At 44.5% G+C, this 24,312-nt stretch carries 22 protein-coding genes; 20 read left to right on the top strand and 2 right to left on the bottom strand.

The genetic code is table 11. The annotated features are described in order from the left end of the window. Positions 1-133 precede the first annotated feature (133 nt). The 6 genes from thiM (at position 134) to J2Z20_RS08275 (ending at position 5,688) form a co-directional block, all read left to right on the top strand. Positions 134-976, top strand: coding sequence for a hydroxyethylthiazole kinase (gene thiM, locus J2Z20_RS08300; RefSeq protein ID WP_209848004.1), 843 nt, complete (start codon positions 134-136; stop codon positions 974-976). Continuing rightward, positions 973-1,812: a bifunctional hydroxymethylpyrimidine kinase/phosphomethylpyrimidine kinase gene (thiD, locus tag J2Z20_RS08295; protein ID WP_209848001.1), complete on the top strand. Its 840-nt coding sequence runs from the start codon at positions 973-975 to the stop codon at positions 1,810-1,812. The genes thiM and thiD overlap by 4 nt, the downstream gene beginning before the upstream one ends. Beyond that, positions 1,809-2,471 carry a thiamine phosphate synthase gene (gene thiE / locus J2Z20_RS08290; RefSeq protein ID WP_209847999.1) on the top strand — a complete coding sequence of 221 codons (663 nt, stop codon included), beginning with the start codon at positions 1,809-1,811 and terminating at the stop codon, positions 2,469-2,471. Before thiD ends, thiE begins: the two co-directional genes overlap by 4 nt. Further along, positions 2,461-3,762 carry a solute carrier family 23 protein gene (locus J2Z20_RS08285; protein WP_209847996.1) on the top strand — a complete coding sequence of 434 codons (1,302 nt, stop codon included), beginning with the start codon at positions 2,461-2,463 and terminating at the stop codon, positions 3,760-3,762. Before thiE ends, J2Z20_RS08285 begins: the two co-directional genes overlap by 11 nt. A gap of 82 nt (positions 3,763-3,844) precedes the next feature. Beyond that, positions 3,845-4,099, top strand: a complete 255-nt coding sequence (locus tag J2Z20_RS08280; RefSeq protein ID WP_209847993.1) for a hypothetical protein — start codon at positions 3,845-3,847, stop codon at positions 4,097-4,099. Between the two features lie 185 nt (positions 4,100-4,284). Beyond that, positions 4,285-5,688 (top strand): MATE family efflux transporter, encoded by a 1,404-nt coding sequence (locus tag J2Z20_RS08275; RefSeq protein WP_209847990.1) that lies wholly within the window; start codon positions 4,285-4,287, stop codon positions 5,686-5,688. 68 nt (positions 5,689-5,756) lie between these two features. On the opposite strand, the gene J2Z20_RS08270 is transcribed toward J2Z20_RS08275, so the two are convergent. After that, the gene (locus J2Z20_RS08270; RefSeq protein WP_245252112.1) at positions 5,757-5,951 is read right to left on the bottom strand and encodes an SDR family oxidoreductase; all 195 of its coding nucleotides are present in this window, start codon (positions 5,949-5,951) and stop codon (positions 5,757-5,759) included. Between the two features lie 214 nt (positions 5,952-6,165). Here J2Z20_RS08270 and J2Z20_RS08265 point away from each other — a divergent pair, with 214 nt between their 5' ends. The 7 genes from J2Z20_RS08265 (at position 6,166) to J2Z20_RS08235 (ending at position 14,124) form a co-directional block, all read left to right on the top strand. Next, positions 6,166-7,578: a cytochrome ubiquinol oxidase subunit I gene (locus J2Z20_RS08265; protein WP_209847988.1), complete on the top strand. Its 1,413-nt coding sequence runs from the start codon at positions 6,166-6,168 to the stop codon at positions 7,576-7,578. Beyond that, entirely contained in the window at positions 7,565-8,581 is a 1,017-nt protein-coding gene (gene cydB, locus J2Z20_RS08260) for a cytochrome d ubiquinol oxidase subunit II (protein ID WP_209847986.1), read from the top strand. The genes J2Z20_RS08265 and cydB overlap by 14 nt, the downstream gene beginning before the upstream one ends. Then, positions 8,581-10,305: a thiol reductant ABC exporter subunit CydD gene (cydD, locus tag J2Z20_RS08255; protein ID WP_209847984.1), complete on the top strand. Its 1,725-nt coding sequence runs from the start codon at positions 8,581-8,583 to the stop codon at positions 10,303-10,305. Before cydB ends, cydD begins: the two co-directional genes overlap by 1 nt. Beyond that, positions 10,305-12,050 carry a thiol reductant ABC exporter subunit CydC gene (gene cydC / locus J2Z20_RS08250; protein WP_209847982.1) on the top strand — a complete coding sequence of 582 codons (1,746 nt, stop codon included), beginning with the start codon at positions 10,305-10,307 and terminating at the stop codon, positions 12,048-12,050. The genes cydD and cydC overlap by 1 nt, the downstream gene beginning before the upstream one ends. Before the next feature lie 177 nt (positions 12,051-12,227). Further along, positions 12,228-13,004 carry a hypothetical protein gene (locus J2Z20_RS08245; RefSeq protein ID WP_209847980.1) on the top strand — a complete coding sequence of 259 codons (777 nt, stop codon included), beginning with the start codon at positions 12,228-12,230 and terminating at the stop codon, positions 13,002-13,004. Between the two features lie 3 nt (positions 13,005-13,007). Beyond that, complete coding sequence (locus J2Z20_RS08240; protein WP_209847978.1) at positions 13,008-13,382, top strand: GntR family transcriptional regulator; 375 nt, start codon at positions 13,008-13,010, stop codon at positions 13,380-13,382. Positions 13,383-13,416: 34 nt separating this feature from the next. After that, positions 13,417-14,124, top strand: a complete 708-nt coding sequence (locus J2Z20_RS08235) for an ABC transporter ATP-binding protein (protein ID WP_245252145.1) — start codon at positions 13,417-13,419, stop codon at positions 14,122-14,124. A 134-nt stretch (positions 14,125-14,258) separates the two neighbouring features. Here the strand turns inward: J2Z20_RS08235 and fumC are convergent, their stop codons facing one another. Next, a complete protein-coding gene (gene fumC / locus J2Z20_RS08230; RefSeq protein ID WP_209847976.1) occupies positions 14,259-15,647 on the bottom strand; it encodes a class II fumarate hydratase in 1,389 nt (462 codons plus the stop codon). Between the two features lie 183 nt (positions 15,648-15,830). Here fumC and J2Z20_RS08225 point away from each other — a divergent pair, with 183 nt between their 5' ends. The 7 genes from J2Z20_RS08225 (at position 15,831) to glpK (ending at position 24,307) form a co-directional block, all read left to right on the top strand. Next, a complete protein-coding gene (locus J2Z20_RS08225; RefSeq protein ID WP_209847974.1) occupies positions 15,831-16,421 on the top strand; it encodes a DUF5317 domain-containing protein in 591 nt (196 codons plus the stop codon). 200 nt (positions 16,422-16,621) lie between these two features. After that, positions 16,622-18,496, top strand: coding sequence for a bifunctional diguanylate cyclase/phosphohydrolase (locus J2Z20_RS08220; RefSeq protein ID WP_209847972.1), 1,875 nt, complete (start codon positions 16,622-16,624; stop codon positions 18,494-18,496). A gap of 252 nt (positions 18,497-18,748) precedes the next feature. After that, on the top strand, positions 18,749-19,540 hold the full coding sequence (locus J2Z20_RS08215; protein WP_209847970.1) for a putative bifunctional diguanylate cyclase/phosphodiesterase: 792 nt from the start codon (positions 18,749-18,751) through the stop codon (positions 19,538-19,540). Positions 19,541-19,909: 369 nt separating this feature from the next. Further along, positions 19,910-20,356, top strand: a complete 447-nt coding sequence (locus J2Z20_RS08210) for a DUF1641 domain-containing protein (RefSeq protein ID WP_209847968.1) — start codon at positions 19,910-19,912, stop codon at positions 20,354-20,356. A gap of 44 nt (positions 20,357-20,400) precedes the next feature. Next, complete coding sequence (locus J2Z20_RS08205) at positions 20,401-21,579, top strand: NAD(P)/FAD-dependent oxidoreductase (protein WP_209847965.1); 1,179 nt, start codon at positions 20,401-20,403, stop codon at positions 21,577-21,579. A gap of 298 nt (positions 21,580-21,877) precedes the next feature. After that, entirely contained in the window at positions 21,878-22,702 is an 825-nt protein-coding gene (locus J2Z20_RS08200) for an MIP/aquaporin family protein (RefSeq protein WP_209847961.1), read from the top strand. Between the two features lie 108 nt (positions 22,703-22,810). Next, positions 22,811-24,307: a glycerol kinase GlpK gene (gene glpK / locus J2Z20_RS08195; protein ID WP_209847958.1), complete on the top strand. Its 1,497-nt coding sequence runs from the start codon at positions 22,811-22,813 to the stop codon at positions 24,305-24,307. The last annotated feature ends 5 nt before the right edge of the window (positions 24,308-24,312 follow it).

The following is a 24,312-nucleotide window of genomic DNA, read 5'->3' as shown; positions in this document are numbered from 1 at the left end:
AATACACATGGATTACCCATGTGTTTTTTTATTTGGTATTTAATGATTTCTGCGTTTTTGAATCCTCTTTATCCCTCTGCAGTTCATTATCCACCGGTTCCAATAACGTACAGAATGGAAGGTTGGATGAACGATGCTGATGAATCGTATTGCTTCGCTCGTAGACCAAGTAAGAGCAGCAAATCCGCTTGTACACAACATTACGAATGTTGTCGTGACGAACTTTACAGCCAACGGTTTACTTGCATTAGGCGCATCCCCAGTGATGGCCTATGCCAAAGAAGAAGTCGCTGACATGGCGAGAATCGCCGGAGCGCTTGTGCTCAATATGGGGACATTGACCGAAGAGGTCGTTCAGGCCATGATCATCGCTGGCAAATCAGCGAACGCACACCATGTTCCTGTTGTGTTTGATCCAGTTGGTGCCGGAGCTACCCCATATCGGACAGCTGCTGCCCGGAAGATTGTGCAAGAAGTAGAAGTTAACGTGATTCGGGGGAATGCGGCTGAATTAGCCCATGTCATCGGTGAACGATGGGAGATTAAGGGTGTGGACGCAGGGAAGTCTTCTGGTGAAGATACCATACTGCTAGCACAGAAGGCCGCTAAACAGCTAAATACGATTGTTGCCATTACGGGCAGAGAGGATGTCATTACGGATGGGGAGTCTGGATATTTGATTCGAAATGGACATCCACTACTTACCAAGGTGACTGGAACAGGCTGTTTACTCACCTCAGTCATTGGCGCATTTTTGGCAGTGGAGAAAGACTGGCTCTTAGCGGGAGCTTCAGCGTTGACCACCTACGGGGTAGCAGCAGAAATAGCCGCTAACCGAAAAGCAGAAGAAGGGCCAGGCAGCTTCCAAATCGAGTTATTAAATCAATTGATGAAAGTATCCTCTGAAGACATCCAAAGTGCTGGATCAGTGCAGGAGCTGGCAAATTTACATCAGGCAGGAGGAGGAGGGCGATGACAATATATAAAGCATTAACGATTGCAGGTTCTGACAGTGGAGGGGGAGCCGGCATTCAAGCAGATTTGAAAACTTTCCAAGAACTCAAAGTATTTGGGATGTCTGCAATAACCGCAGTTACCGCACAGAATACATTAGGGGTCCAAGGCGTGTATCCGCTGCCTGCTAAGGCCGTCATACAGCAGATTGAATCCGTTGGAGCCGATCTAGGTGTTGATGCGCTGAAGACAGGAATGCTGTACAGTGCTGAAATTATTGAGGCTGTGGCTGGATCCATTCAGTCTTTTGGATGGGAGAATGTAGTTGTTGACCCCGTCATGATTGCGAAAGGCGGCGCATCTCTGCTTCAGAATGAAGCAGTTCATGCATTAATTGATCATTTGCTTCCGCTTACGAAAGTCGTTACACCGAATATTCCAGAGGCTGAAGTATTAACAGGTATGTCGATACGAACCTTGGAAGATCAGCAAGAAGCGGCTGAGCGACTAGCTGCTTATGGCGCAAAATATGTAGTCATTAAAGGCGGCCATAGCGAGGCATCTGATGAAGTCGTGGATGTATTGTATGATGGGCGTACTTTTTCATATTATACGGGCTACCGAGTGGACACCCCTCACACCCATGGTACGGGATGTACATTTGCGGCGGCAATAACCGCAGAACTTGCCAAAGGGAATAGTGTTCCAGACGCTGTTCAGACGGCTAAAAAATTCATTCAAGCTGCGATTGAGGACACGTTAGGCATTGGCGGGGGCCATGGTCCGACCAATCATTGGGCATATGGACAAAGACTTGCCAAACAGCAATCCAGAGTTACCCGGGGTGAACGTGAATGACTAGAATTTCAAGCGAAGAGATGAGAAATCTACTGAAATTGTATTTCATCATGGGCAGCGTCAATTGCAAGATAGATCCGCTTCAGGTGATTCGCGAAGCCATCAAAGGCGGCATCACGTTGTTCCAGTTCCGTGAAAAAGGAAACGGAGCTCTATTAGGCGAGGAAAAATATGCGTTTGCGAAGCAAGTGCAATCGGTATGCAGACAACACGGAATTCCGTTTATCGTGAATGATGATATTGATTTGGCTCTGTCGCTGGATGCGGATGGGGTTCATATAGGACAGGATGATGAGTCTGCAGAGGTCGTCCGCCAAAGAATCGGAAATAAGATCCTCGGCGTGTCTGCACACACTTTAGAGGAAGCGAAGCTTGCTGTCTCTCAAGGCGCGGACTATCTTGGCTTAGGCCCTGTGTTTCCGACTACATCCAAAGAAGATGCGAAGGCTGTACAAGGAACGTCGCTCATCCGTCTTCTGCGAGATCAAGGAATGGACATTCCAATCGTCGGGATCGGCGGCATTACCGCCCATAATGCTAAATCAGTCGTTGATGCGGGTGCAGATGGGGTATCTGTTATTTCTGCAATCAGCTTAGCAGATCATGTGCAGGAAGCGGCGCGGGAATTGAAAGAGGCGGTGATAGGCTATGAATGGTGAACCTCAAATTTCGATCGGTATAGAGGACAAGCTGCCTTTTGGAAAATCGCTGCTCTTCGGGCTGCAGCATGTGTTCGTTTCTAATGTATGGCTCGATCCGATCTTTATCGCAGCGATGATTGGGCTTCCGCTTACGCAATCTGCCAATATTGTGAATGCCATATTTATAGGGGCCGGTTTGGTGACATTAGTCCAAGCAACGAAGCTTGTTCGATTGCCTGTGGTGCAGGGGCCGTCTGCGGCGTTTGATGCTTTAATGATTTCAACAGGTAAAGCAGGCGGACTTGCAGCAGCAGGAGGGGGCATTGTATTAAGTGCTCTCATTGTGTTTGTGATGGCGATTACGGGGATTCTTGGACGGCTCAAGATTTTATTTACTCCGGTTGTTTCGGGGACGGTCATTTTTGTCGTCGGCATTGCTTTGTCCGGATTTACACTTTCTGAATTTCTTGGCGGCACGCCGGATTCACCGGGCTTTGCATCTTCTACTACTCTGCTCATGTCGATACCAACGGCATTAACGGTCATTATCCTTTCTGTCTTCGGTAAGGGAAGATGGAAATCGTACGCGTTTCTCATTGGACTCCTTGTCGGAGATTTCATTGCTCTGCTGTTAGGGAAAATCAATTTTGGAATCGTTGGCGAGAAGAGCTGGTTTAGTATCCCGCAGCTATTTCCATATGGAAAGTTCGAGATGAATTGGGCGACGTTCTTACCTTTTTTCATCGCTTATATGGCTGCGGTGATTGAAGGGATGGGAGTATATCAGGCTGCTGCTGATATGACGAATGTGGAATTAGATAGAAGAAGAATCCGCTATGGCTTTGCAGGCGAATCGATCGGATCGATCATTTCTACCTTCTTTGGAGGATTCCCAACAACAGCATATGCACAGAACGTTGGGCTGCTTCGTCTTACGGGAGTAGGATCGAGATATCCTGTAATGATCGCCGCCGTTATTTTTATCATACTCGGATTCGTACCGAAAGCGGGTGCGCTGTTAGCATTAACTCCAGATGCAGTCATCGGCGGCATCTTCTTACCGGCAGCGGCGTCGCTTGTGTTCACCGGAATTTCGATTCTTTCCCGCATTGAGAAGACGGATGCCAATTATATCATTGCGGGTCTATCGATATTGCTGGCAATTGCACTCCCTCCGTACGGCAGCGGAATAAAAGGATTAATAGGCACGATGCTGTCTAACAGTGTGATCGTCGGGGCCGTTTGTTCGATTGTTCTGCACATTCTATTAATCTCTATTCCGAATGCTGTAATGAAGAAGAAATCATAAACCATTCAATGAAGTCTATAAAGAAGCCCTCACCTCTATGAGCATAGCGTCATATGCTGTTTTATAGAAGGGAGGGCTTCTCATGTCAGTCAATTCCCATTATAAGACGGCTCGAAGATATATGAATAAGCAAGTGAAAATTAAAACGAAGTTTGGCAGTACATTTTACGGCAAAATCGTGAAAGTGACTAAAAGTCGGGTGTATTTGAAAGTATCCTCCGTTCAGAACCATAAGAAAGTTCACACTTCGTTTGTTCCGTTTATACTCCCCTTAGTATTATTTGATCTTCTCGTGATTGTACTGCTTGATAGACCGCATCGCAGAAGATTCTATTAAATGACCGGTTCGATATGAACCGGTTTTTTTGTGTTCTGAAGCGCGGACGGAAATATTAACTGTCCTTCTCTCATACATATAAAGGAAGAAAAAAAGATCCAGTTTATTACTTTTTTTAGTGCAAACGAAGGGTGATTGTGCTAGGATATCTTTTATGCAATTGTAAAAGAATAGAAGGTGACATCATGACAGCAACAGCCTCGGAAAATGAACAAACGAATTCAGAGTCCAAGGAATTAAATTTATTTCGCCTGACGTGGCCGATCTTTCTAGAAGTGCTCCTGTTTATGCTCATGGGTATTGCAGATACTTTTATGCTAAGCGCCGTATCGGATAATGCCGTTTCTGCAGTCGGGGCTTCCAATCAGTTAATTCAAATTGCGATCCTCATTCTAGAAGTGATCGGCAACGGTTCTTCCATTGTAATCGCGCAGTACATTGGTTCGAAGATGTACCGTGAAGCTGCGAAGATTTCAGCTCTAGCGGTAACCCTCAACTTTATCGTTGGTCTTATTATTAGTATTATTTTTGTCATTTTCGGTCAAATGCTGCTGCAAGTGCTTCATCTAGAAGGTGAAATTTTACATTTTGCTAAGTCGTATATCCATATTGTCGGCGGAGCGATTTTCTTACAAGCGATCATTAATTCGTTATCAGCCATTATTCGTACTTATGGATTTACGAAGCAGACGATGTATGTCTCGCTCGGGATGAATATTGTTCACGTAGCACTTAACTATTTGCTTATTTCCGGTCACTTGGGATTTCCCGCACTGGGAGTACAAGGCGCTGCGATCTCTACGATCATCAGCCGTGTACTTAGTCTAATCGTGTTCTTCTGGCTGCTCTATCGCGTCATGGAAGTGAGAGTAGAGTTCAAATATTACTTCAATCTTTCTAAGGAATATATTCGTAAAATACTCGGCGTTGGCATTCCGTCTGCCTTCGAGCAAATTACGTACCAAACTTGTCAGACGATCTTTGTATCCTATGCGACCTATTTAGGTGCGCAAGCTTTTGCGGCTAGACAGTATGCTGCGAACATCTCGATGTTCACGTATTTATTCTCGGTCGCGATCGGAATCGGGAATGCGATTATCATTGGACGCTTGGTTGGAGCAAGTCGTAATGACGACGCCTATAAGCGAGCTTGGAAAAGTTTAAGATGGGCGCAAGCAGCTACTCTGCTCATGGTTGCTATTGTCATTTTAGTTCGCAAACCGCTGCTCGGTATATTTACGGATGATCCTGAAATTATTCGGCTAGGCGCACAGGTTATTTTGCTAAGCATCGTTCTTGAAACGGGTCGTACCTTTAACATTGTGCTTATTAACTCCCTTCGTGCTTCGGGAGATGCGAAGTTCCCTGTATATATGGGCCTCATCTCGATGGTGGGCTTAAGTGTTCCGCTCGGATATTTATTCGTGTTCCACTGGAATTTAGGTCTTCCGGGGATATGGCTCGCGATCGCTGCCGATGAGTGGACGCGTGCCTTCATTATGTTCTTCCGCTGGAGAAGCAGAATATGGGAGAAGCATGCGCTTGTACCGCCCAAACCAACAGGAGAATCGGCTGCAGTATCCTCATAATTTGCACTATTTATATAAAAAGGACCGCTTACCTAAGCTTTAGGCAGCGGTCCTTTACGTTTAATTCATTACACCAAATGAGCGCCGCCGTCGATAAGAACGACTGACCCTGTGATGAACCCGTTCTTAGCCAAGTAGACGTAGGACTCCGCAATGTCTTCGGAACTTGCTACACGACCCACTGGCAACTGTGCAGCGATCCCTGCATACATCGCTTGACGTTGATCTTCAGGGATTCCAGCGGACCAGCGATAAGCCAGCAAATAGCAAATTTAGTTACTTGTTACACGTTACTCCTCTTGAAGAAGAAATTCAACTTTTGGTCAGCAAAAGAGCTTCAATTTATTAATATTATGTGACGGTTGCTAAGAAATAGACTTAAATGAATTTATTTTGTGATGAAAATCACATTCTCTCTGCAATGCGTCTGCCACAATAACATCAGGCAAGATAAAAATAGAAAGAAGGTAGACTGCGATGGATTCGGTTATGCTTGGACGTATCCAATTTGCATCGACGACGATTTTTCACTTTATTTTCGTACCGATCTCAATCGGGCTTGCACTATTAATTGCGATTATGGAGTCGATGTACGTTGTCAAAGGAAATGAACAATATAAACAGATGGCGAAGTTCTGGGGGAAGCTGTTCCTCATTAACTTTGCAGTCGGTGTCGTTACAGGTATATTGCAAGAGTTCCAATTCGGTATGAACTGGTCTGAATATTCCAGGTTTGTCGGTGACGTATTTGGTGCACCGCTCGCCGTTGAAGCGCTGCTCGCTTTCTTTATGGAATCGACGTTCATCGGCTTATGGATTTTCGGTTGGGAAAGGCTGTCTAAGCGTGTGCATTTAGCATCTATTTGGCTCGTCGCTATTGGAACAATGCTGTCTGCGTTTTGGATATTGGCCGCCAACTCTTTCATGCAAAGACCTGTCGGCTTCGAGGTTCATAATGGGAGAGCTCAAATGACCGACTTCTTCGCGCTCATTACGAATGGACAGCTGCTCCTTGAATTTCCGCATACTGTACTTGCTGCGTATATGACGGGGGCATTTTTAGTTACAGGGATCAGTGCATATAAACTGCTCAGGAAGCAAGATGTATCGTTCTTTAAGAAGTCGTTTCAAGTTGCGATCATTGTCGGCCTTATATCATCTATCGGAGTGGCGTTAATCGGGCACGGTCAAGCGCAATTTTTGGTGAAGACACAGCCGATGAAGATGGCAGCCAGCGAAGGTCTCTGGGAAAATAGCGGCGATCCTGCACCTTGGACGGTTATTGCGTCGATTGACCCTGAGAAGCAGGAGAATAAAGCTGAACTCAAAATTCCATATCTGCTAAGCTTCTTGTCCTACAGCAAATTTTCCGGTGAAGTGAAAGGGATGAAGGAGCTTCAAGCGGAATATGAGGTGAAATATGGACAGGGTGATTATATTCCGCCGGTGCGTACAACGTTTTGGAGCTTCCGAGTGATGGTTGGGAGCGGTGCCGCCTTAATTGTTCTTGCGCTGTACGGCACGTACTTAATGGCGCGCGGCAGATTGGAAAGCCCTAACAAATGGTTTATGCGCTTTATGGTTTTTGCGATCTCGCTGCCTATTATCGCCAATTCAGCAGGATGGATTATGACGGAAATCGGCCGTCAGCCGTGGACTGTGTTCGGACTGATGACGACTGAAGCAGGAATATCACCGAATGTAAGTCCAGGAGAAGTGCTTTTCTCATTAATTACCTTTTCAGCGATTTATACGATTCTGGGGGTACTGCTTGTATTCTTGTTCGTTCGTGTCATTAAAAAAGGTCCGAATGAGACTGTAACCGCACAGGTACATTCGCTAGATCCATTCGATATGGATAAGGAGGGTGGCTATCATGTTGTCTCTTAATGAGCTTTGGTTTATTCTTGTCGCCGTATTGTTTATCGGCTTTTTCTTCCTTGAAGGGTTTGATTATGGTGTAGGCATGGCCACTGCATTCATAGGCAGAACGGACACGGAGCGGCGGGTTCTTATTAATTCCATCGGACCTTTCTGGGATGCGAATGAAGTGTGGCTGTTGACGGCAGGCGGAGCGATGTTCGCGGCTTTTCCGAACTGGTATGCTACGATGTTTAGCGGCTTTTATTTACCGCTGGTGTTTGTGCTTCTTGCGCTCATCGGACGCGGCGTGGCTTTTGAGTTCAGAGGCAAAGTAGACTCTTCAGGGTGGCGCAAAACGTGGGATGTCGTTATTTTCGCTGGAAGCCTGCTTCCGCCTTTGCTACTGGGTGTCGCGTTTGCCAGCATACTCAAAGGGCTGCCGATTGATAAAAATATGCATATGCATGCGGGATTTTTCGATGTTGTGAATGTCTATACACTGATCGGAGGAATTACGGTTACCCTTCTTTGTCTCGTGCACGGTCTCTTATTTGCAACACTAAGAACCACCGGCGATTTACAGGCGCGAGCAAGAAATCTAGCACATAAGCTGCTCTTTCCACTGGCGGCAGCATTCATCGTATTTGGAACGATGACATTTGTGATGACGGATGTGTTTAAAGTTCATGGTGTCTTATTAACGATCGTGACGATTGCAGGAGCATGTGCCTTCATCTTGTCAGGCGCCTTCATGAAACTGAAGAAAGACGGCTGGGCGTTCGGGATGACAGGTGCCATGATTGCTTTATCGATCGCATCGGTGTTCATTGGGTTGTTCCCTCGGGTTATGATCAGTTCGCTGGGTCATGCATTTGATTTAACGATTCACAATGCTTCTTCAGGGGCATATTCCCTTAAGGTAATGACGATCGCGGCCTTGACGTTGCTTCCATTTGTGCTCGCCTATCAACTTTGGAGCTATTTCGTATTCCATAGACGTGTACATGAGAAGGAGCACCTTGAATACTAATGGGTAGAAATTTACTTCGGTACAAAGGAAGTAAGACAGTCATGCTATCGATCGGCTGTCTTACTTTGATACAGAGCGCAGCGATCGTGATGCAGGCCAAATGGCTTGCAGAAGTCATTTCCGCACTCTTCGCCGGTGAGCTGTTAAACGAGCAGTTTACTGATATCATGCTGTTTCTGCTCGCTTTCCTCCTTCGTCATGGGACTGCTCTGCTGCAGCAGAGGATCGCTTACCGATTTGCGGAGAAGACAGGGGAGAGTATGCGTAAGGGACTAATAAATCAGTTGTTTACATTAGGCCCTATATTCGCTAGACAGCAAGGTGCAGGCAGCTTAGTAACCCTCGTACGTGAAGGGGTGCTGCAGTTCCGTACTTTTCTCGAGCTGTTTCTTCCGCGTATGATGGGGACGGCGATTACACCTGTCCTCATTCTTATATACATCTACATGCAGGATGTATGGTCAGGGATTATTTTGACGGTGACGATGCCGATCTTAATTATATTTATGATTCTTATCGGTCTAGCAGCGCGTAGACAGATGGAAAGACAACGAACGTCGTACCAAGTGTTATCCAATCATTTCGTTGATTCACTGCGCGGCTTAGAGACGCTGAAATTCCTTGGACAGAGCCGTGCTCATAGTGAAACCATCGGGCGAGTAAGCGATAAATATAGATCGGCTACGATGCGAACGCTGCGCGTCGCTTTCCTGTCCTCGTTCGCTCTCGATTTCTTCACGATGCTGTCCGTTGCCACGGTTGCGGTAAGCCTTGGTCTTCGGCTTGTGGAAGGCAACATGGTGCTGGTTACTGCGCTTACGGTGCTAATATTAGCTCCCGAATATTTTCTCCCTGTACGCATGGTGGGAGCAGATTATCATGCGACGCTGAATGGTAAAGAAGCGGGAGAGGCGATTCAGTCCATCATTGATCAGCCGTCAGTGGACATGGAACCGAGTGATCATGTTCCTAGGCCCTTCTGGACGAAGGACAGTACATTGCAGCTGTCTCATATTCATCTTCAGCGTGAAGAGGATGGTACGATGTCATTAGACGATGTATCCATCCAGCTTCATGGTATTCAGAAAGTGGGCATCATCGGCGAGAGCGGTGCGGGTAAATCGTCGCTCATTGATGTGCTCGCCGGTTTCTTCCATCCCACGTCAGGCACGATCAAAGTGGATGGAATAGAAGTTTCCTCTCTTGCAAACGAGTGGTGGCAAGAACAGGTTACCTACATTCCGCAGCACCCGTACATTTTCGGCGGTTCTTTAGCGGACAATGTACGATTTTATGCGCCGGAAGCATCGATGGGTGATGTGAAGGAGGCTGTGCACAGAGCCGGTTTATCCGATCTTGCGGAGAAACTCCCGAATGGATATGACGAGATAATCGGCAATGGCGGCCGCCAGCTAAGCGGCGGACAGGAGCAGCGAGTTGCGCTCGCGAGAGCTTTTCTCTGTCGTAGACCGATTATTCTACTAGACGAGCCAACTGCGCATTTAGATATTGAGACAGAGACCGAGCTGAAAGAGACGATGCTGTCTTTGTTTGAGGATAAACTCGTGCTGCTTGCTACCCACAGGTTACACTGGATGACCGATATGGATTACATTATCGTGATGGATCAAGGTAAAGTAGCTGAGAGTGGTACACATGAAGATCTTCTTGCACGTAAAGGTGCTTACTATAAGATGATTCATTCTGGGCTAGGGGGTGCATGATGAGACAAGAAGGTTGGATTCGTCCTTATTTCCGTACTTATGTGCGGCGGTTTCTCGTCATCATTGCCTTGGGTATTTTAACGGTATGTTGTGCCTGCCTCCTTATGTTTACTTCCGGGTATCTCATTTCCAAGTCAGCTCTTCGCCCTGAAAATATTCTTATGGTGTATGTGCCGATTGTATTGGTACGGACGTTCGGAATTAGCAGAGCGGCCCTCCATTATGTAGAACGTTTGGCCTCGCATGATATGGTATTGCGTATATTATCTCAAATGCGCATACGGCTGTATCACCTGCTCGAGCCGCAGGCGCTGTTCATTTCATCTCGTTTTCGGACGGGTGATATGCTGTCGATGCTCTCAGAGGACATTGAATATTTGCAAAATGTATATCTCCGCACTGTATTTCCGAGTATTGTCGCGCTTGTCATATCTGGGCTTGTTATCGCAGGACTCGACTCGTTCGATGTATCGTTCGCCTTGCTGATGGCACTTTATCTCTTCGTGCTCGTATGTATATTACCTGCTGTTTCATTATGGTTAACGAAGAAGAGAACGAAGCAGCTTAAGCATAAGCGAAATCGACTATATACGAAATTAACCGATTCGATTCTTGGGATGAGCGATTGGATGATTAGCGGGAGGGCTTCACAGTTTATTCGTACCTATGAAACTGATGAACAAGCGGCTATGGATGTAGAGCGCAGCATGCATCGGTGGGCGAGCTTAAGAAGCTTTATCGCGCAGTGTGTAGTAGGGGTTATAGTCGTGTCGATAGTGTATTGGGCAGGGCATCAGTATGCTGATCGGCATATCGAATCCGTCATGATTGCTGCTTTTGTACTTATCGTTTTTCCGTTAATGGATGCATTTGTACCGATGTCAGAAGCAATCGAACGGATACCTCATTATCAAGATTCTTTGAACAGACTTCGCACAATGGATGATGCTGCACGCCAAGAAACGATAGAGGATGCTTATACAGAACAGATAAAGGACCGATCCAATATACACATTCATCTTGAAAATGTAAGTTATGCTTATAGCGATGCAGCAGAACCAGTCTTAGAGGATATTTCCTTAGATATCCCGCAGGGTAAGAAAATAATGATCATCGGCCGCAGCGGTGCCGGCAAATCGACACTTCTCAAATGTATCCAAGGTGCGATACCGCCAAGTAAAGGCAAAGTGACGATGAATGGAATAGATACGCATGCTCTAGTCATCCAAATTCCACAAATTATTTCGGTATTGAATCAGAAGCCACACTTGTTCGATACAACGGTCAGCAACAACATTCGATTAGGGAAACGAAGTGCTTCTGACGATGAAATTCGAAGGGCAGCGGAGCAAGTCAGATTAGAACGTCTCATCGCAACGCTTCCTGAAGGATACAAGACTCCTATGCATGAAGCGGGTCAACGCTTCTCAGGCGGTGAACGGCAGCGGGTAGCTCTTGCTCGGATTCTGCTTCAAGATACCCCTGTCGTGATTCTTGATGAGCCGACAGTAGGCCTCGATCCTCGAACGGAACATGAGCTGTTAGCGACTATTATTCAGACGCTGGCAGGGAAGTCGCTTATCTGGGTAACACATCATCTCGCCTTCGCGGAGCATATGGATGAAATCATTTTCCTCGAAAAAGGACGCATTGTGATGCAAGGTTCCCATCTTGAACTGATGAAGCGTGAACCGCGTTATCGCCGTTTATATGAATTGGATCATCCCAATTTCATCACAGGCTAGAACGAAAACCATATACACGAAAACTAATAAAGCACAGGAGACAAACGATTACGCCTCTTGTGCTTTTTGTGTTGCATTAAATAATGATGAATACCCTGTTGACACTCTCAATGTATTAGTGTACTATTCAAATAGAACACTAATACATTGAGAGTGATCTTGTGGGAGGAATCAAATATGAGCCGTTGGTGGAATTTATTTAGAGAGGAATTATTAATTGAAAGCAGGAAGTCGGCTTTTGCGATGATGAGCGTGATTGGACTCGTTATAGCCGGCCTGTCCCTATTTTTCGCTTATCGTTATCACACGGGTGGTGTTAGTTATTTGTGGCTAGCGATTATTTATTTGCAGGTTTTAGTTCCAACAATCTATATGATATCTAGTCTGCATAAGGAAAAACGACGCTCTCCGTTATGGCTGCAGCTTCCGCTTTCGGGGTGGGAGCTAATCTCGGTCAAATATGCAGTCACTTTTGTACAGACGGTTGTCGGTTTAGCGGCATCCATCGGAATGTTCTTCTGGGTTTATCAGGAGGAGAAGTCTGGGATTGGCATAACGCAAGCTAAATTAATTGACTTTGATTCAGTAACACAAGAGACCCAGTATTTATCTAACATGCTTCATGGTCAAGGGATTGCGTCTGGGCTATATTTTTTGTTTATCGCCTTTTCAATGTCAGTTATTTTTGTGCTAATGTACGTGATCGCGTGGGCACTTAAGCATCGGCTTGGAAGCTTGCGATACCCAGCAGCATTTATCATTATGGCTGTTGTTGTTGGATTGGAATCTATTTTCGAACTAACGCCTGTATACGCGTCATTGTTTGATTGGGGGACCATTACGATCATCGATTCAGAAACCTTCTCTTGGGGAGAGTTATTATGGATGGGAATCAATATTGCTGCATGTCTCTACGTGATTTCCTGGCTGCTGGACAAAAAAGTGGAGGTGTGATGGATGGCAGAACAATTTTCAAATGCACAACCGATTTACTTACAGCTGGTACAACGAATTTGCCGGCAAATTGTTCGGCGCGAGGTGCAGCCTGGTGATAAGCTCCCCTCTGTACGGGATTTAGCGGTACAGTTTGGGGTCAATCCGAACACGATTCAGAGGGTAAATATGGAGCTGGAGAGAATGGGCATTGTAGAAAGCCGAAGGGGGCAGGGTATGTTCGTTACAGAAGATACGAAGCAGCTTAATATCATTCGGGATCAGTTAAGAGACGAGCATATTACTCGTTTTACGAACGAAATGCGGGAACTGGGATATACAGAAGAAGAGATCATTTCAGGTGTACAAAATTTTTTACGAAATGAGAAAGGTCAATAATCATGAGTGAGAGGAGATGGGTATGGTGACACAAATGATAGCGGATGATTCAATGGTTACCTTTGAGAACGTCGGTAAGAAATTTCAGCGGAAGAGTGCGGTAAAAGATGTTTCTTTTACGATTCCAAAAGGAGAAATTATAGGAATCATCGGTACAAATGGGAGCGGTAAATCAACCATTCTAAAACTGATGGCAGGTTTGCTGAAACCGACACAAGGACGCATATTCGTAGATGGCAAGGCTGCTCAAAGACTTACTACGCAATATGTTGCCTTTTTGCCGGAACAGGACGTATATTACAGTGAACACACCATAGGTCAGACCCTTCGTTTTTATAGCCAAATGTACTCTGATTTCGATTTGGGGAAAGCGCTTGAGCTTATCGAAGAATTTAAACTGCAATTGGAGCAAAAAGTATCGGTGTTATCCAAGGGGAACCGTGCACGTTTGAAAATTGTGCTTGCGTTATCTCGCGATGTACCGCTCATTATTATGGATGAGCCATTGTCAGGTCTTGATCCGTTAGTTCGCGAATCCATTATTCGCAGCCTTATTTCTTCCGTTGATATGGAGAAGCAGACTGTAGTGCTTACAACGCATGAGGTTAATGAAGTAGAGCCGCTGCTTGATCGGGCAATGCTCATCCGTAATGGAGAGGTGCTCGGATACGAGTCTATTGAACAAATCCAAAGCGAACGCGGTATCGGTCTCGTAGACTGGATGAGAACATTGCTAGCTTAATTTAGATAAGAGTATAGAGATATGAAAAAGGATATCTGGGTTCACGTGAGATCAAGAAAACATATAATGAAAATGACCAAGTCCACTGGACTTGGTCATTTTGTATGCTATGTAGCTTCTATCAATGATAAATATTATTCCTTCGGATGAATCATTTCTTCAGGACGCACGATTTGATCGAATTGCTCCTCTGTTAACAGTCCGCTCTTCAGCGCAGCCTCTTTCAACGTAATGCCTTCTTTATGCGCTAGTTTTGCAATGGATGCGGCATTTTCATAGCCGATGTGAGGATTTAGAGCCGTTACCAGCATCAATGAACGTTCCAAGTTGGCTTTAATCACAGCGTGGTTCACTTCAATTCCTACCGCACAATTGTTGTTGAATGAACGAATGGCATCAGCTAGCAAGCGTGTCGATTGTAGGAAGTTGTAAATAATAACTGGCTTGAACACGTTCAGTTCAAAGTTGCCTTGGCTCGCAGCAAATCCGATCGCCGCATCGTTGCCCATCACTTGGCATACAACCATCGTTAACGCTTCGCTTTGCGTCGGGTTCACTTTACCGGGCATGATGGAGCTGCCTGGCTCATTCGCTGGAATGATCAGCTCACCAATACCCGAGCGTGGACCGCTTGCCAGCCATCTGACATCATTCGCAATTTTCATTAAATCTGCAGCAAGCGCTTTGAGTGCGCCGTGTACATAGACGATCTCGTCATGACTTGTTAACGCATGGAACTTATTCGATGCCGAAGTAAACGTCTTGCCTGTAAGTGTACTAATTTCGGCTGCGACCATATCTCCGAATTTCGGATGCGCATTAATGCCAGTACCTACTGCTGTACCGCCAATGGCTAGCTCTCTCAAGGAGTCAGCGCTCGTGCGGATCATTCCTTCTGTTTTATCCAGCATCCGGTACCAGCCGCTAATTTCTTGGCCTAGTGTAAGAGGGGTGGCATCCTGCAAGTGTGTTCTGCCGATTTTAATAATGTTTTGGAACTCTTCGCTCTTTTGACGAAGCGTTTCTTTAAGGAGTGCAATGGCTGGAAGTACTTGATCTTCTACAGCGATAAGCGCAGCAATATGCATTGCCGTGGGGAATGTATCATTCGAGCTTTGCGATTTATTGACATCGTCGTTTGGATGGATGCGTTTCGAGCTGCCTTTTTGTTCAAGGAGCTGATTTGCCCTGTTCGCAATAACCTCGTTCACGTTCATATTCGATTGAGTGCCGCTTCCCGTTTGCCATACGACGAGAGGGAAATGGTCATCGAGTTTGCCTTGAATCACTTCATCTGATGCCGCAATAATAGCTTCTGCTTTTTCATCGTCCAGTTTGCCTAGCTTTTGGTTTGCAATCGCTGCGCCTTTTTTCAAAATAGCGAACATACGAATCAGTTCATTAGGCATTTTTTCAATACCGATCTTGAAGTTCTCAAAGCTGCGCTGGGTTTGCGCCGCCCACAATTTGTCCGCAGGAACTTTTATTTCTCCGATCGTATCCTTTTCAATTCTATACTCCATTTCTATTCCTCCTCTAGATGGGCGTTGGTCTCTTTTAATATATCAAATTTGAAAAGGTTTACATAGTGCATCAGGGTGAAATGTTCATGACGACAATATAGAAATTTTTGTAAAACAGCAGGAAAATAGCAGGTTCGCATCGAATGGTTATTTGTAAAATACTCATTAATGGAGCGAACGCTAATGGTATACGACGGCATTGTGATTTCGATTATTGTCGCTTTATTTCGCGGCGGTAACTTTAAGAAATTTACGGAGGATCTTCATCTGAAGCGGGGCTGGATCTTCCCTCTGTTATTAGTAGTTCAACTTTTTGTTTTTATATTTCAGACCAGAATAGATTGGCTTGCTTCAGCCAGCAACTATCTTTATCTATCCGTATACGTTATTGGCTTATATTTCTTATGGATTAACCGGCATCATCATGGGTTTAATTTGATTTTCGCTGGGGTGTTATTGAATTTCATCGTGATGGCTGCCAACGGAGGCAGAATGCCGGTGTCCGAAGAAGCTGCAACAATCTTAGATCCCCACTTTGTGCAGGCATTAAAAGAAGGACTTTATGCGAAGCATCAGCTGTTAACCGAACATACATGGTTTGGATTTCTAGGCGATATTATTCCGCTGACTACTCCATACCCTAGATCACAAGTGATCAGCATCGGGGATGTGGTTATGAATGTAGGTGTGTATATATATATTCAGCATCTAATGTTGCCGGTCAAAAAGCAAGAAGATAAATCTACTTCAATTTCTGCAGAGAAAGCTATTTAGTACTGAACGCCTTCATGAAAGGAGGTGATTTAAGATGAAACTTAACAGCGCGAAAGTAAAAATGGCATTGGTTAACCTTGCAATTGTAGCTTCTGTAGTCGTTGCGTTGACATCAGGTTTTAGATTAATTGACTAATGAATTTTAGAGGGGAAGAAGCAGTGCTTCTTCTTCTTACCTCTCTTAGAAAGGTAGAACTTTGATGAATCTTGCAGCCAAGTTAAAGTTATATTTATCACAGCCGACCAATCTTTACTTTATTGGTCTATCTACACTAGGAGCTATGACCTTCATAACCCAATTTGAGTTTGAAGTGCTGAACTCTGTAAATTGGGTTAAATTATATTCATTAATTGGCGCAATCTTATTGTTGTATTTCGTTATATTTCGTCTTCCCCCTAAAGGGAATTCGCAATCTATGGATTCAACCATCTACTTGGCATGCATTTTTTATTTTGGTTTGCAAATCCCATTGGCTGTTTTGTTATTTAGTAGCATTGCTTACGCTATTTTTGTGAGGAAGACAAAACTGTGGAATCATATCGCTAATTTCTCGTCATACTGTCTAATGATTACGGCTGCATTTTATTCCTTTGTTGGGCTTGGCGGGCAAGTCGGTGCTTTAAATACGGACCATATTTATTCTTACATTATGGCGTTGGTTGTTTATTTCGCGATTAACGTCACATCATTAGGGCTTTTCTTCGTTATTTCCATTAAACAAAAATTATTTGAAATACTTCGAGATACTAAAAATGAAATTATTACTACCTTTTTAAGCACGCTCGTCTTCTCATTAATTTTAACAATTATGTTTCAAACCCATTTTTATTTTGGTTTATTTTTATTTCTTATAATCGGTGTTTTTCTATCTATGTCATTCCGCAAACTGTTTGAACTTTTCGAGGAAGTATCTGCTAAGGCAATTCGTGACCAACGGACAGGCCTCTACAACCATGGGTACTTCGAAGAACTTTTGGAAAATGAACTTGTCAAAGCCAAAGCAACGCAATCCCCTCTTAGTCTTGCGATGTTAGATGTTGACAGTTTTAAAAAATATAATGATACATTTGGACATTTACAAGGAGATAAGCTGCTTGAGTTTTTTGGGAAGCTGCTCTTAACAGAATGTGAGCCTCACAAGTATATCGCTGGGCGTCACGGAGGCGATGAATTTACCATTCTTATGCCGGGTATGACAGAGAAAGAAGCCTTTGCATTTATTAATGCCCTTCGTAAAAAGGTGAACGATTCATACTTTGAGGGTGTCGAAATATTACCCCACGGCTGCATTTCTTTTTCCGCTGGAATTATTGAATACCGTAAAGAAATTTATGATAAATCGCAGCTTCTTGATCGGGCTGACCAGGCAATGTATTATGCGAAAGCACAGGGTAAAAATGTGGTGCACATTTTCAGTGAGCAGTCACATATTAAGAAATTAATTGATATTGAGCAGGATATTCTTGATATTGAACAGCAGCTTAAAATTTTTCTATCTAAGGATGTATATACTTTTCAGCACAGTAAACGGGTGTTTGGCTACGCCATCGAAATTTGCAATTACATCCCGTTAACCGACTCGGAGAGGAGGACACTCATTCTGGGCGCGCTGTTCCATGATATCGGTAAGCTGGAAGTTCCGAAATATATTTTGCAGAAGAAAGAGAAGCTGACGCCAGAAGAATGGAGCACCGTCAAGAAACATGTAGAATGGGGCAAAGATATCGTAGCGGCTATCGGAAAATACGATGATTTGATCCCTCTCGTAGAGCTGCATCATGAACGCGTAGACGGCAAAGGGTATCCGCATGGGCTCAAGGGTGAAGAGATACCGAAGCTTGCGCGAATATTATGTGTCATTGATTCATTCGATGCCATGACAACGGAGAGGCCGTACCAGAAGACGAAAACATTCGATGAGGCGATTGCTGAGCTTAGACGTTGTGCAGGCGAACAATTTGACAGCGAATTCGTAGACTATTTCATCAGTATGATTCATACCAAATATGACTTCAAGCTAGAGGCCGCTGCCGCTATGGATGCAGAGCTGGACCGTGAGGAAGCTTTTGAATAAACGATAAAATGGGTTTTCTTGGATGGCTATAAGGTGTATAATATAGTCTTCAAGCACTATAAATGATCGGTTCGCGAACATGGCAAATTCATTGAATAATGAAAAATATAAGCCAGCCTAGTCTCTATACAATGTTCGATGATACGCAGGCTACTCTGGCAGGAGTAGTTTTTTTGTTCGGTTCATTTAACCTTATGACATACACGGATACCTAAAGGCGGGGAGGATACGATTACGTTAAACGAATATGGAATGGATGAATCTCCATCTAGAAAAAAAATTCTTGAAAGAGATCTATATAGTGCGCTAAAACAGAATGAGCTTGTTCTTCATTATCAGCCGCAAATCAATACGAAAAATAACAAAATGATCGGCGTCGAAGCGCTGCTGCGCTGGTCACATCCTAAATTTGGAACGATCATGCCAGGGGAATTTATTTCTATTGCTGAGGAGACAGGCCTTATTCTGCCCATTAATGAATGGGTATTGCGAACGGCATGCCGCCAAGTGAAGACGTGGCATAGACTTGGTTTTTTGCTCAAAGTGGGAGTTAACCTTTCACCATCGCAGTTTGATCAAGACGATTTGGTACCGATGGTTGCTGACATCCTCAAGGAGACAGACCTAGAGCCGTACCACTTAGATCTTGAGATTACCGAAAGCGTTGCTCTTAATGATATGAATGTCGTCATTGATAAGCTGAAGCAGTTTAAGCAATTAGGCGTGAAAATATCTGTCGATGATTTTGGTACAGGCTATTCATCGTTATCTTATTTGACAAAGTTCCCAATCGATACGCTCAAGATTGCTCGTGAATTTGTTGATAATATCGGACAGAAAAAAGCTGATGAAGTGGTCATCAGATCGATTGTAACCATTGCACAAAATTTAAGCCTAAGCGTCATCGCTGAGGGCGTAGAGACGAAAAATCAACTGTTGTTCTTGCAAAGCGTTAACTGTTATACGATGCAAGGTTACTTATTCGGCAAGCCGATGTCTACCGAAACGATCGACACTTTGCTTAAGGTAAGAAATGAACTTTAACCTGAGAGCACCTTTTTTAATCGATACCCGATTAATGAGGTGCTTTACTTATGAACTGTTTAGAACAGAATCGAATAGGAATTTCCAACAATGGGGACAATGTAAGGAGTAATTTGAAAGTAAGAGAGGATTATGCTTTATTTTGTACGTATCTTCCTTCTTATATATATTGTAATTATCTTTCACAAGGTATAGACTATACTTTAGATGTGAAATACTGCACTAACCTGTCAACATGATAGGAAATGGCAACAGGTTCTAAGGCGGATATTACTGAATATGAGCACTTAGAAGCGTGTTTTGTCACGCCCGTGTTGAATTTATAGCATGAACATGGGTTACAATCCACAGCAAAGGAGGATCTCTCTTATGTCAGAAACAACTCAACAATCACAAGAAGTAACTGGTACTGAGAACCAATCCATTCGTCAGCAACTGGATGTACTTGAGCAACTAGTTAAACCTGAAATGCAAGAATCGTTGAATGTTCTTGTAGAGAACCTGCCGAAATTGGCGGAAATGGTTACTGTACTTACGAAATCTTTCGATTTTGCAAAATCCATCGCTACAGACAAACTGCTCTATGAAGATACGATGCATGCGATGAACGATTTCCTAAAACCAGTTACGACTAAAGTGAAATCGATCGCTTCAGCAGCGGTTGAAGCAAATGATCGTGTACAAGCGGATTCGGCTTCCACGATCGGAATATTTGGTCTGCTTCGGATGCTTAAAGATCCGCAAGTTCAAAAGATGTTCCGTTTCGCTCAAGCTTACTTGGACATTCTGTCTGAACGTGAAAAGCAACAACGTTAATTTTTTCAGATTGATTTCGATTAAATAATGAACGGAGGATGATCATGGCGAAACATATTTTAATATTGGGCGGTGGCTATGGCGGTGTTCTTACTGCGTTAACTGCACGCAAATATTTGACACCAGAAGATGCAACCATTACGGTTGTGAATCGCTTCCCAACTCACCAAATCATTACAGAATTACATCGTCTTGCCGCAGGTAATTTGTCAGAGAAGGCTGTAGCTTTGCCTTTGGACAAGTTGCTGCGTGGTAAAAATGTAGATCTCAAAATCGCTACTGTCGATCAGATCATTCCTGATGAACATATTGTTAAACTTACGGATGGTCAAAAATTAGGATACGACTTGCTTGTTGTAGCCCTTGGCAGTGAAACTGCATTCTTCGGCATTCCAGGTCTGCAAGAAAACAGTTTCGTTCTAAAATCTGTCAACGATGCAAATCGTTTGCGTCAGCATGTTGAAGCTCGTATTAAAGAATACAGCAAAACGAAAAACAAAGCGGACGCTACGATTGTTGTTGGCGGCGGCGGCCTTACAGGTGTCGAACTTGTTGGTGAGTTTGCAGATACACTCCCAGAAGTTTGTGAGAAGTATGGTGTTGATCCTAAAGAAATTACATTGTACTGCGTTGAAGCGGCACCTTCTATCTTGCCAGGCTTCCCAGCTGAGCTCGTAGACCGTGCACAAACAAGCCTTAGCGCACGCGGAGTACAATTCTTGACTGGCTTGCCAATTACGAAATACGAAGATTCTAAAGTTGAGCTGAAAGATGGAAGCTCCTTTGAAACGAATACACTTGTATGGACTGGCGGCGTTCAAGGTAATGCGGTTGTTGCGAATTCAGGTATCGAAGTGAACCGTGGCCGTGCAACAGTCAATGAATTCTTGCAATCAACATCCCATCCTGACATTTTCCTTGCAGGTGACAGTGCGGTTGTTATGGGACCAGAAGGTCGTCCATACCCTCCTACAGCACAACTTGCTTGGCAAATGGGTGAAGTGGTTGGTTACAACGTATTTGCTTCCCTTAAAGGCGGCGCATTTAAAACGTTTGAGCCTGTATTCTCTGGTACACTAGGAAGCTTGGGACGCAAAGATGCAATCGGCACAATTGGCGATAACAAAACCCAACTGAAAGGTATGCCGGCAGCTTGGATGAAAGAAGCAAGTAACATGCGCTATCTTTCCCATATTAACGGATTGTTTGCACTGCTTTACTAATGCATATTCATTATTAAACGAAGGGATTAGTCTTTATCAGACTAATCCCTTTTTTCATCCATTCTACATCCATTCTTCATTTTGTTGGTATATTTACATCATGCTTACATAGTGTATTAGTGTGATACAAGTTAATTTGCTGAGGAGTTAGGGAGAACAGCGGATATCTGCCAGGTAGAGCCGTAGAGGCTCGGGCTGGATATCTTGCTGTTTTTTTGTTCACTTGGAAGGGTTGCTTAATTCGAGCATTTCTCCCAAGGCAAATAAACTTGTCAACAATAATAAGGAGGATTTGACCATGAGTCCATTTTTCGGGGAACTGATCGGCACCATGATACTGATCATTCTAGGCGCAGGGGTATGTGCAGGAGTAAGCTTGAAGAAAACATTTTCAAACAGCTCGGGCTGGATTGTTATTGCAATGGGATGGGCGATGGCAGTCGCAATTGCGGTTTATGCTGTTGGCGGCATAAGCGGAGCACATCTCAACCCGGCAGTGACGTTAGGTCTTGCGAGTATTGGGAAATTTCCTTGGGCGGACGTTCCGTCATATATTTTAGCGCAATTTTTAGGGGCAATACTGGGTGCTACATTCGTATGGGTATTCTACTATCCGCACTGGAAGGCAACAGAAGACGCAGGTACGAAACTCGGCGTATTCTCTACTGGACCAGCAATTAAGCATACTGTCGGAAACCTAATCAGTGAAATTCTCGGCACATTCATCCTTGTATTCGGTATTTTATCTATTGGTGCAAATAAATTTGCCGAAGGGCTCAATCCGCTTATTGTCGGCTTTCTCATTCTAGCCATCGGCTTATCACTCGGTGGAGTGACGGGCTATGCGATCAACCCTGCGCGTGACTTAGGACCGAGAATTGCGCATGCGATCTTGCCGATCTTTGGTAAAGGAAGCTCGAACTGGGGATATGCTTGGATTCCAGTCGTCGGCCCAATTATTGGCGGCATAGCTGCGGCACAATTTTTCAAAATTGCTGCTGAAGGTAACGATACTTGGACGGCGATCATTCTAGCAGCATTCTTCGTTGTTGCTCTTGGCGCTGGAATATTCAGCGGATCAAGCGGAAGCTCGTCTCCGCAAAAAAAATCATCAGCTAACTAATAATAAAAATATGATTAGTTTGCGAATGAGGCATCAAAATTTGAGCGTAATTATTATATGATGAAATTATGAATATTCTGAGCAGGTTCATTTAAGGAGGACTATCCTATGGAGAAAAAGTACGTATTGTCTTTAGACCAAGGAACGACAAGCTCTCGCGCCATCCTTTTTGATAGATCGGGAGCGATTATCGGCGCAGCGCAGAAGGAATTTACGCAAATCTATCCGAAGCCGGGCTGGGTTGAACATAACGCAGAAGAGATTTGGGAGACGCAGCTTGAAGTTTTGAAAGCGGTTTTAATTGATAATCATGTCCTTCCGGAACAAATTGCAGCGATCGGAATTACGAATCAACGGGAAACGACGGTTGTATGGGATAGAAATACAGGCAAGCCTGTATATAACGCCATCGTATGGCAAAGCAGACAGACAATCGACATCTGTAATGAGCTTAAAGAACAAGGCTATGATGAAGTTATTCGTGAGAAAACGGGCTTGCTCATTGATGCATATTTCTCGGGTACGAAAGTAAAATGGATTCTTGATCATGTCGAAGGGGCACGTGAAAAAGCAGATAACGGAGAATTGTTATTCGGTACAGTGGACAGCTGGCTCGTATGGAAGCTGACGGACGGAGCTGTACATGTTACTGACTACTCTAATGCATCAAGAACATTGATGTATAACATCCATGATCTCGCTTGGGATGACCAGCTGCTTGATATTCTTACCGTCCCTGCTTCTATGCTGCCTGAAGTAAGACCGTCCAGTGAAGTATACGGCTATACGTCTCAAGCTTTATTCGAACAGCAAATACCGATTGCGGGTATCGCAGGCGACCAACAAGCGGCGCTGTTCGGTCAGGCTTGCTTTGAAGAAGGAACGGCGAAGAACACATACGGCACAGGCTGCTTTATGCTCATGAACACTGGAGAAAATGCGGTTGCTTCTAATAATGGACTGCTTACAACAATCGCTTGGGGCGTAGACGGCAAGGTAGAGTATGCGCTTGAAGGAAGTATTTTCGTAGCGGGTGCCGCGATTCAGTGGCTGCGTGACGGACTGAAATTGATTGAAAAGGCTTCCGATTCAGAGAAGCATGCCGCATCCGTAGACAGCACAGATGGTGTATACTTAGTTCCTGCATTCGTAGGCCTCGGAGCGCCATACTGGGATATGGAAGCACGCGGAGCGATTTTTGGTCTGACTAGAGGAACAACGAGCGATCATTTCGTTCGCGCTGCGCTTGAATCGCTGGCCTATCAGACGAAGGATGTGCTTGAAGCAATGGAGGCCGACTCTGGCATCCAGCTGCAGAAGCTTGCCGTAGATGGCGGAGCCGTTGCGAACAATTTCTTAATGCAGTTCCAAGCTGATATTCTCGGCACAGAAGTTGGACGTCCTCGCGTGCTTGAGACAACTGCATTAGGTGCTGCTTACTTGGCTGGTTTAGCTGTAGGCTACTGGGAGAGCAAAGAAGATATTGTGCATAACAAAGTCATTGAGCGTACTTTTGAGCCTTCGATGGAATCTGAGCGCAGAGACGATTTATATGCAGGCTGGAAAGCAGCCGTGCAAGCAACGATTGGATATAAGAAAGCATAATAGAG

The sequence above is a fragment of the Paenibacillus sediminis genome, from assembly GCF_017873765.1.
Taxonomy (GTDB): domain Bacteria; phylum Bacillota; class Bacilli; order Paenibacillales; family Paenibacillaceae; genus Paenibacillus_AG; species Paenibacillus_AG sediminis.
Note: the sequence above shows the minus strand (reverse complement) of the source record. Positions and strands in the feature narration are given on the sequence as shown.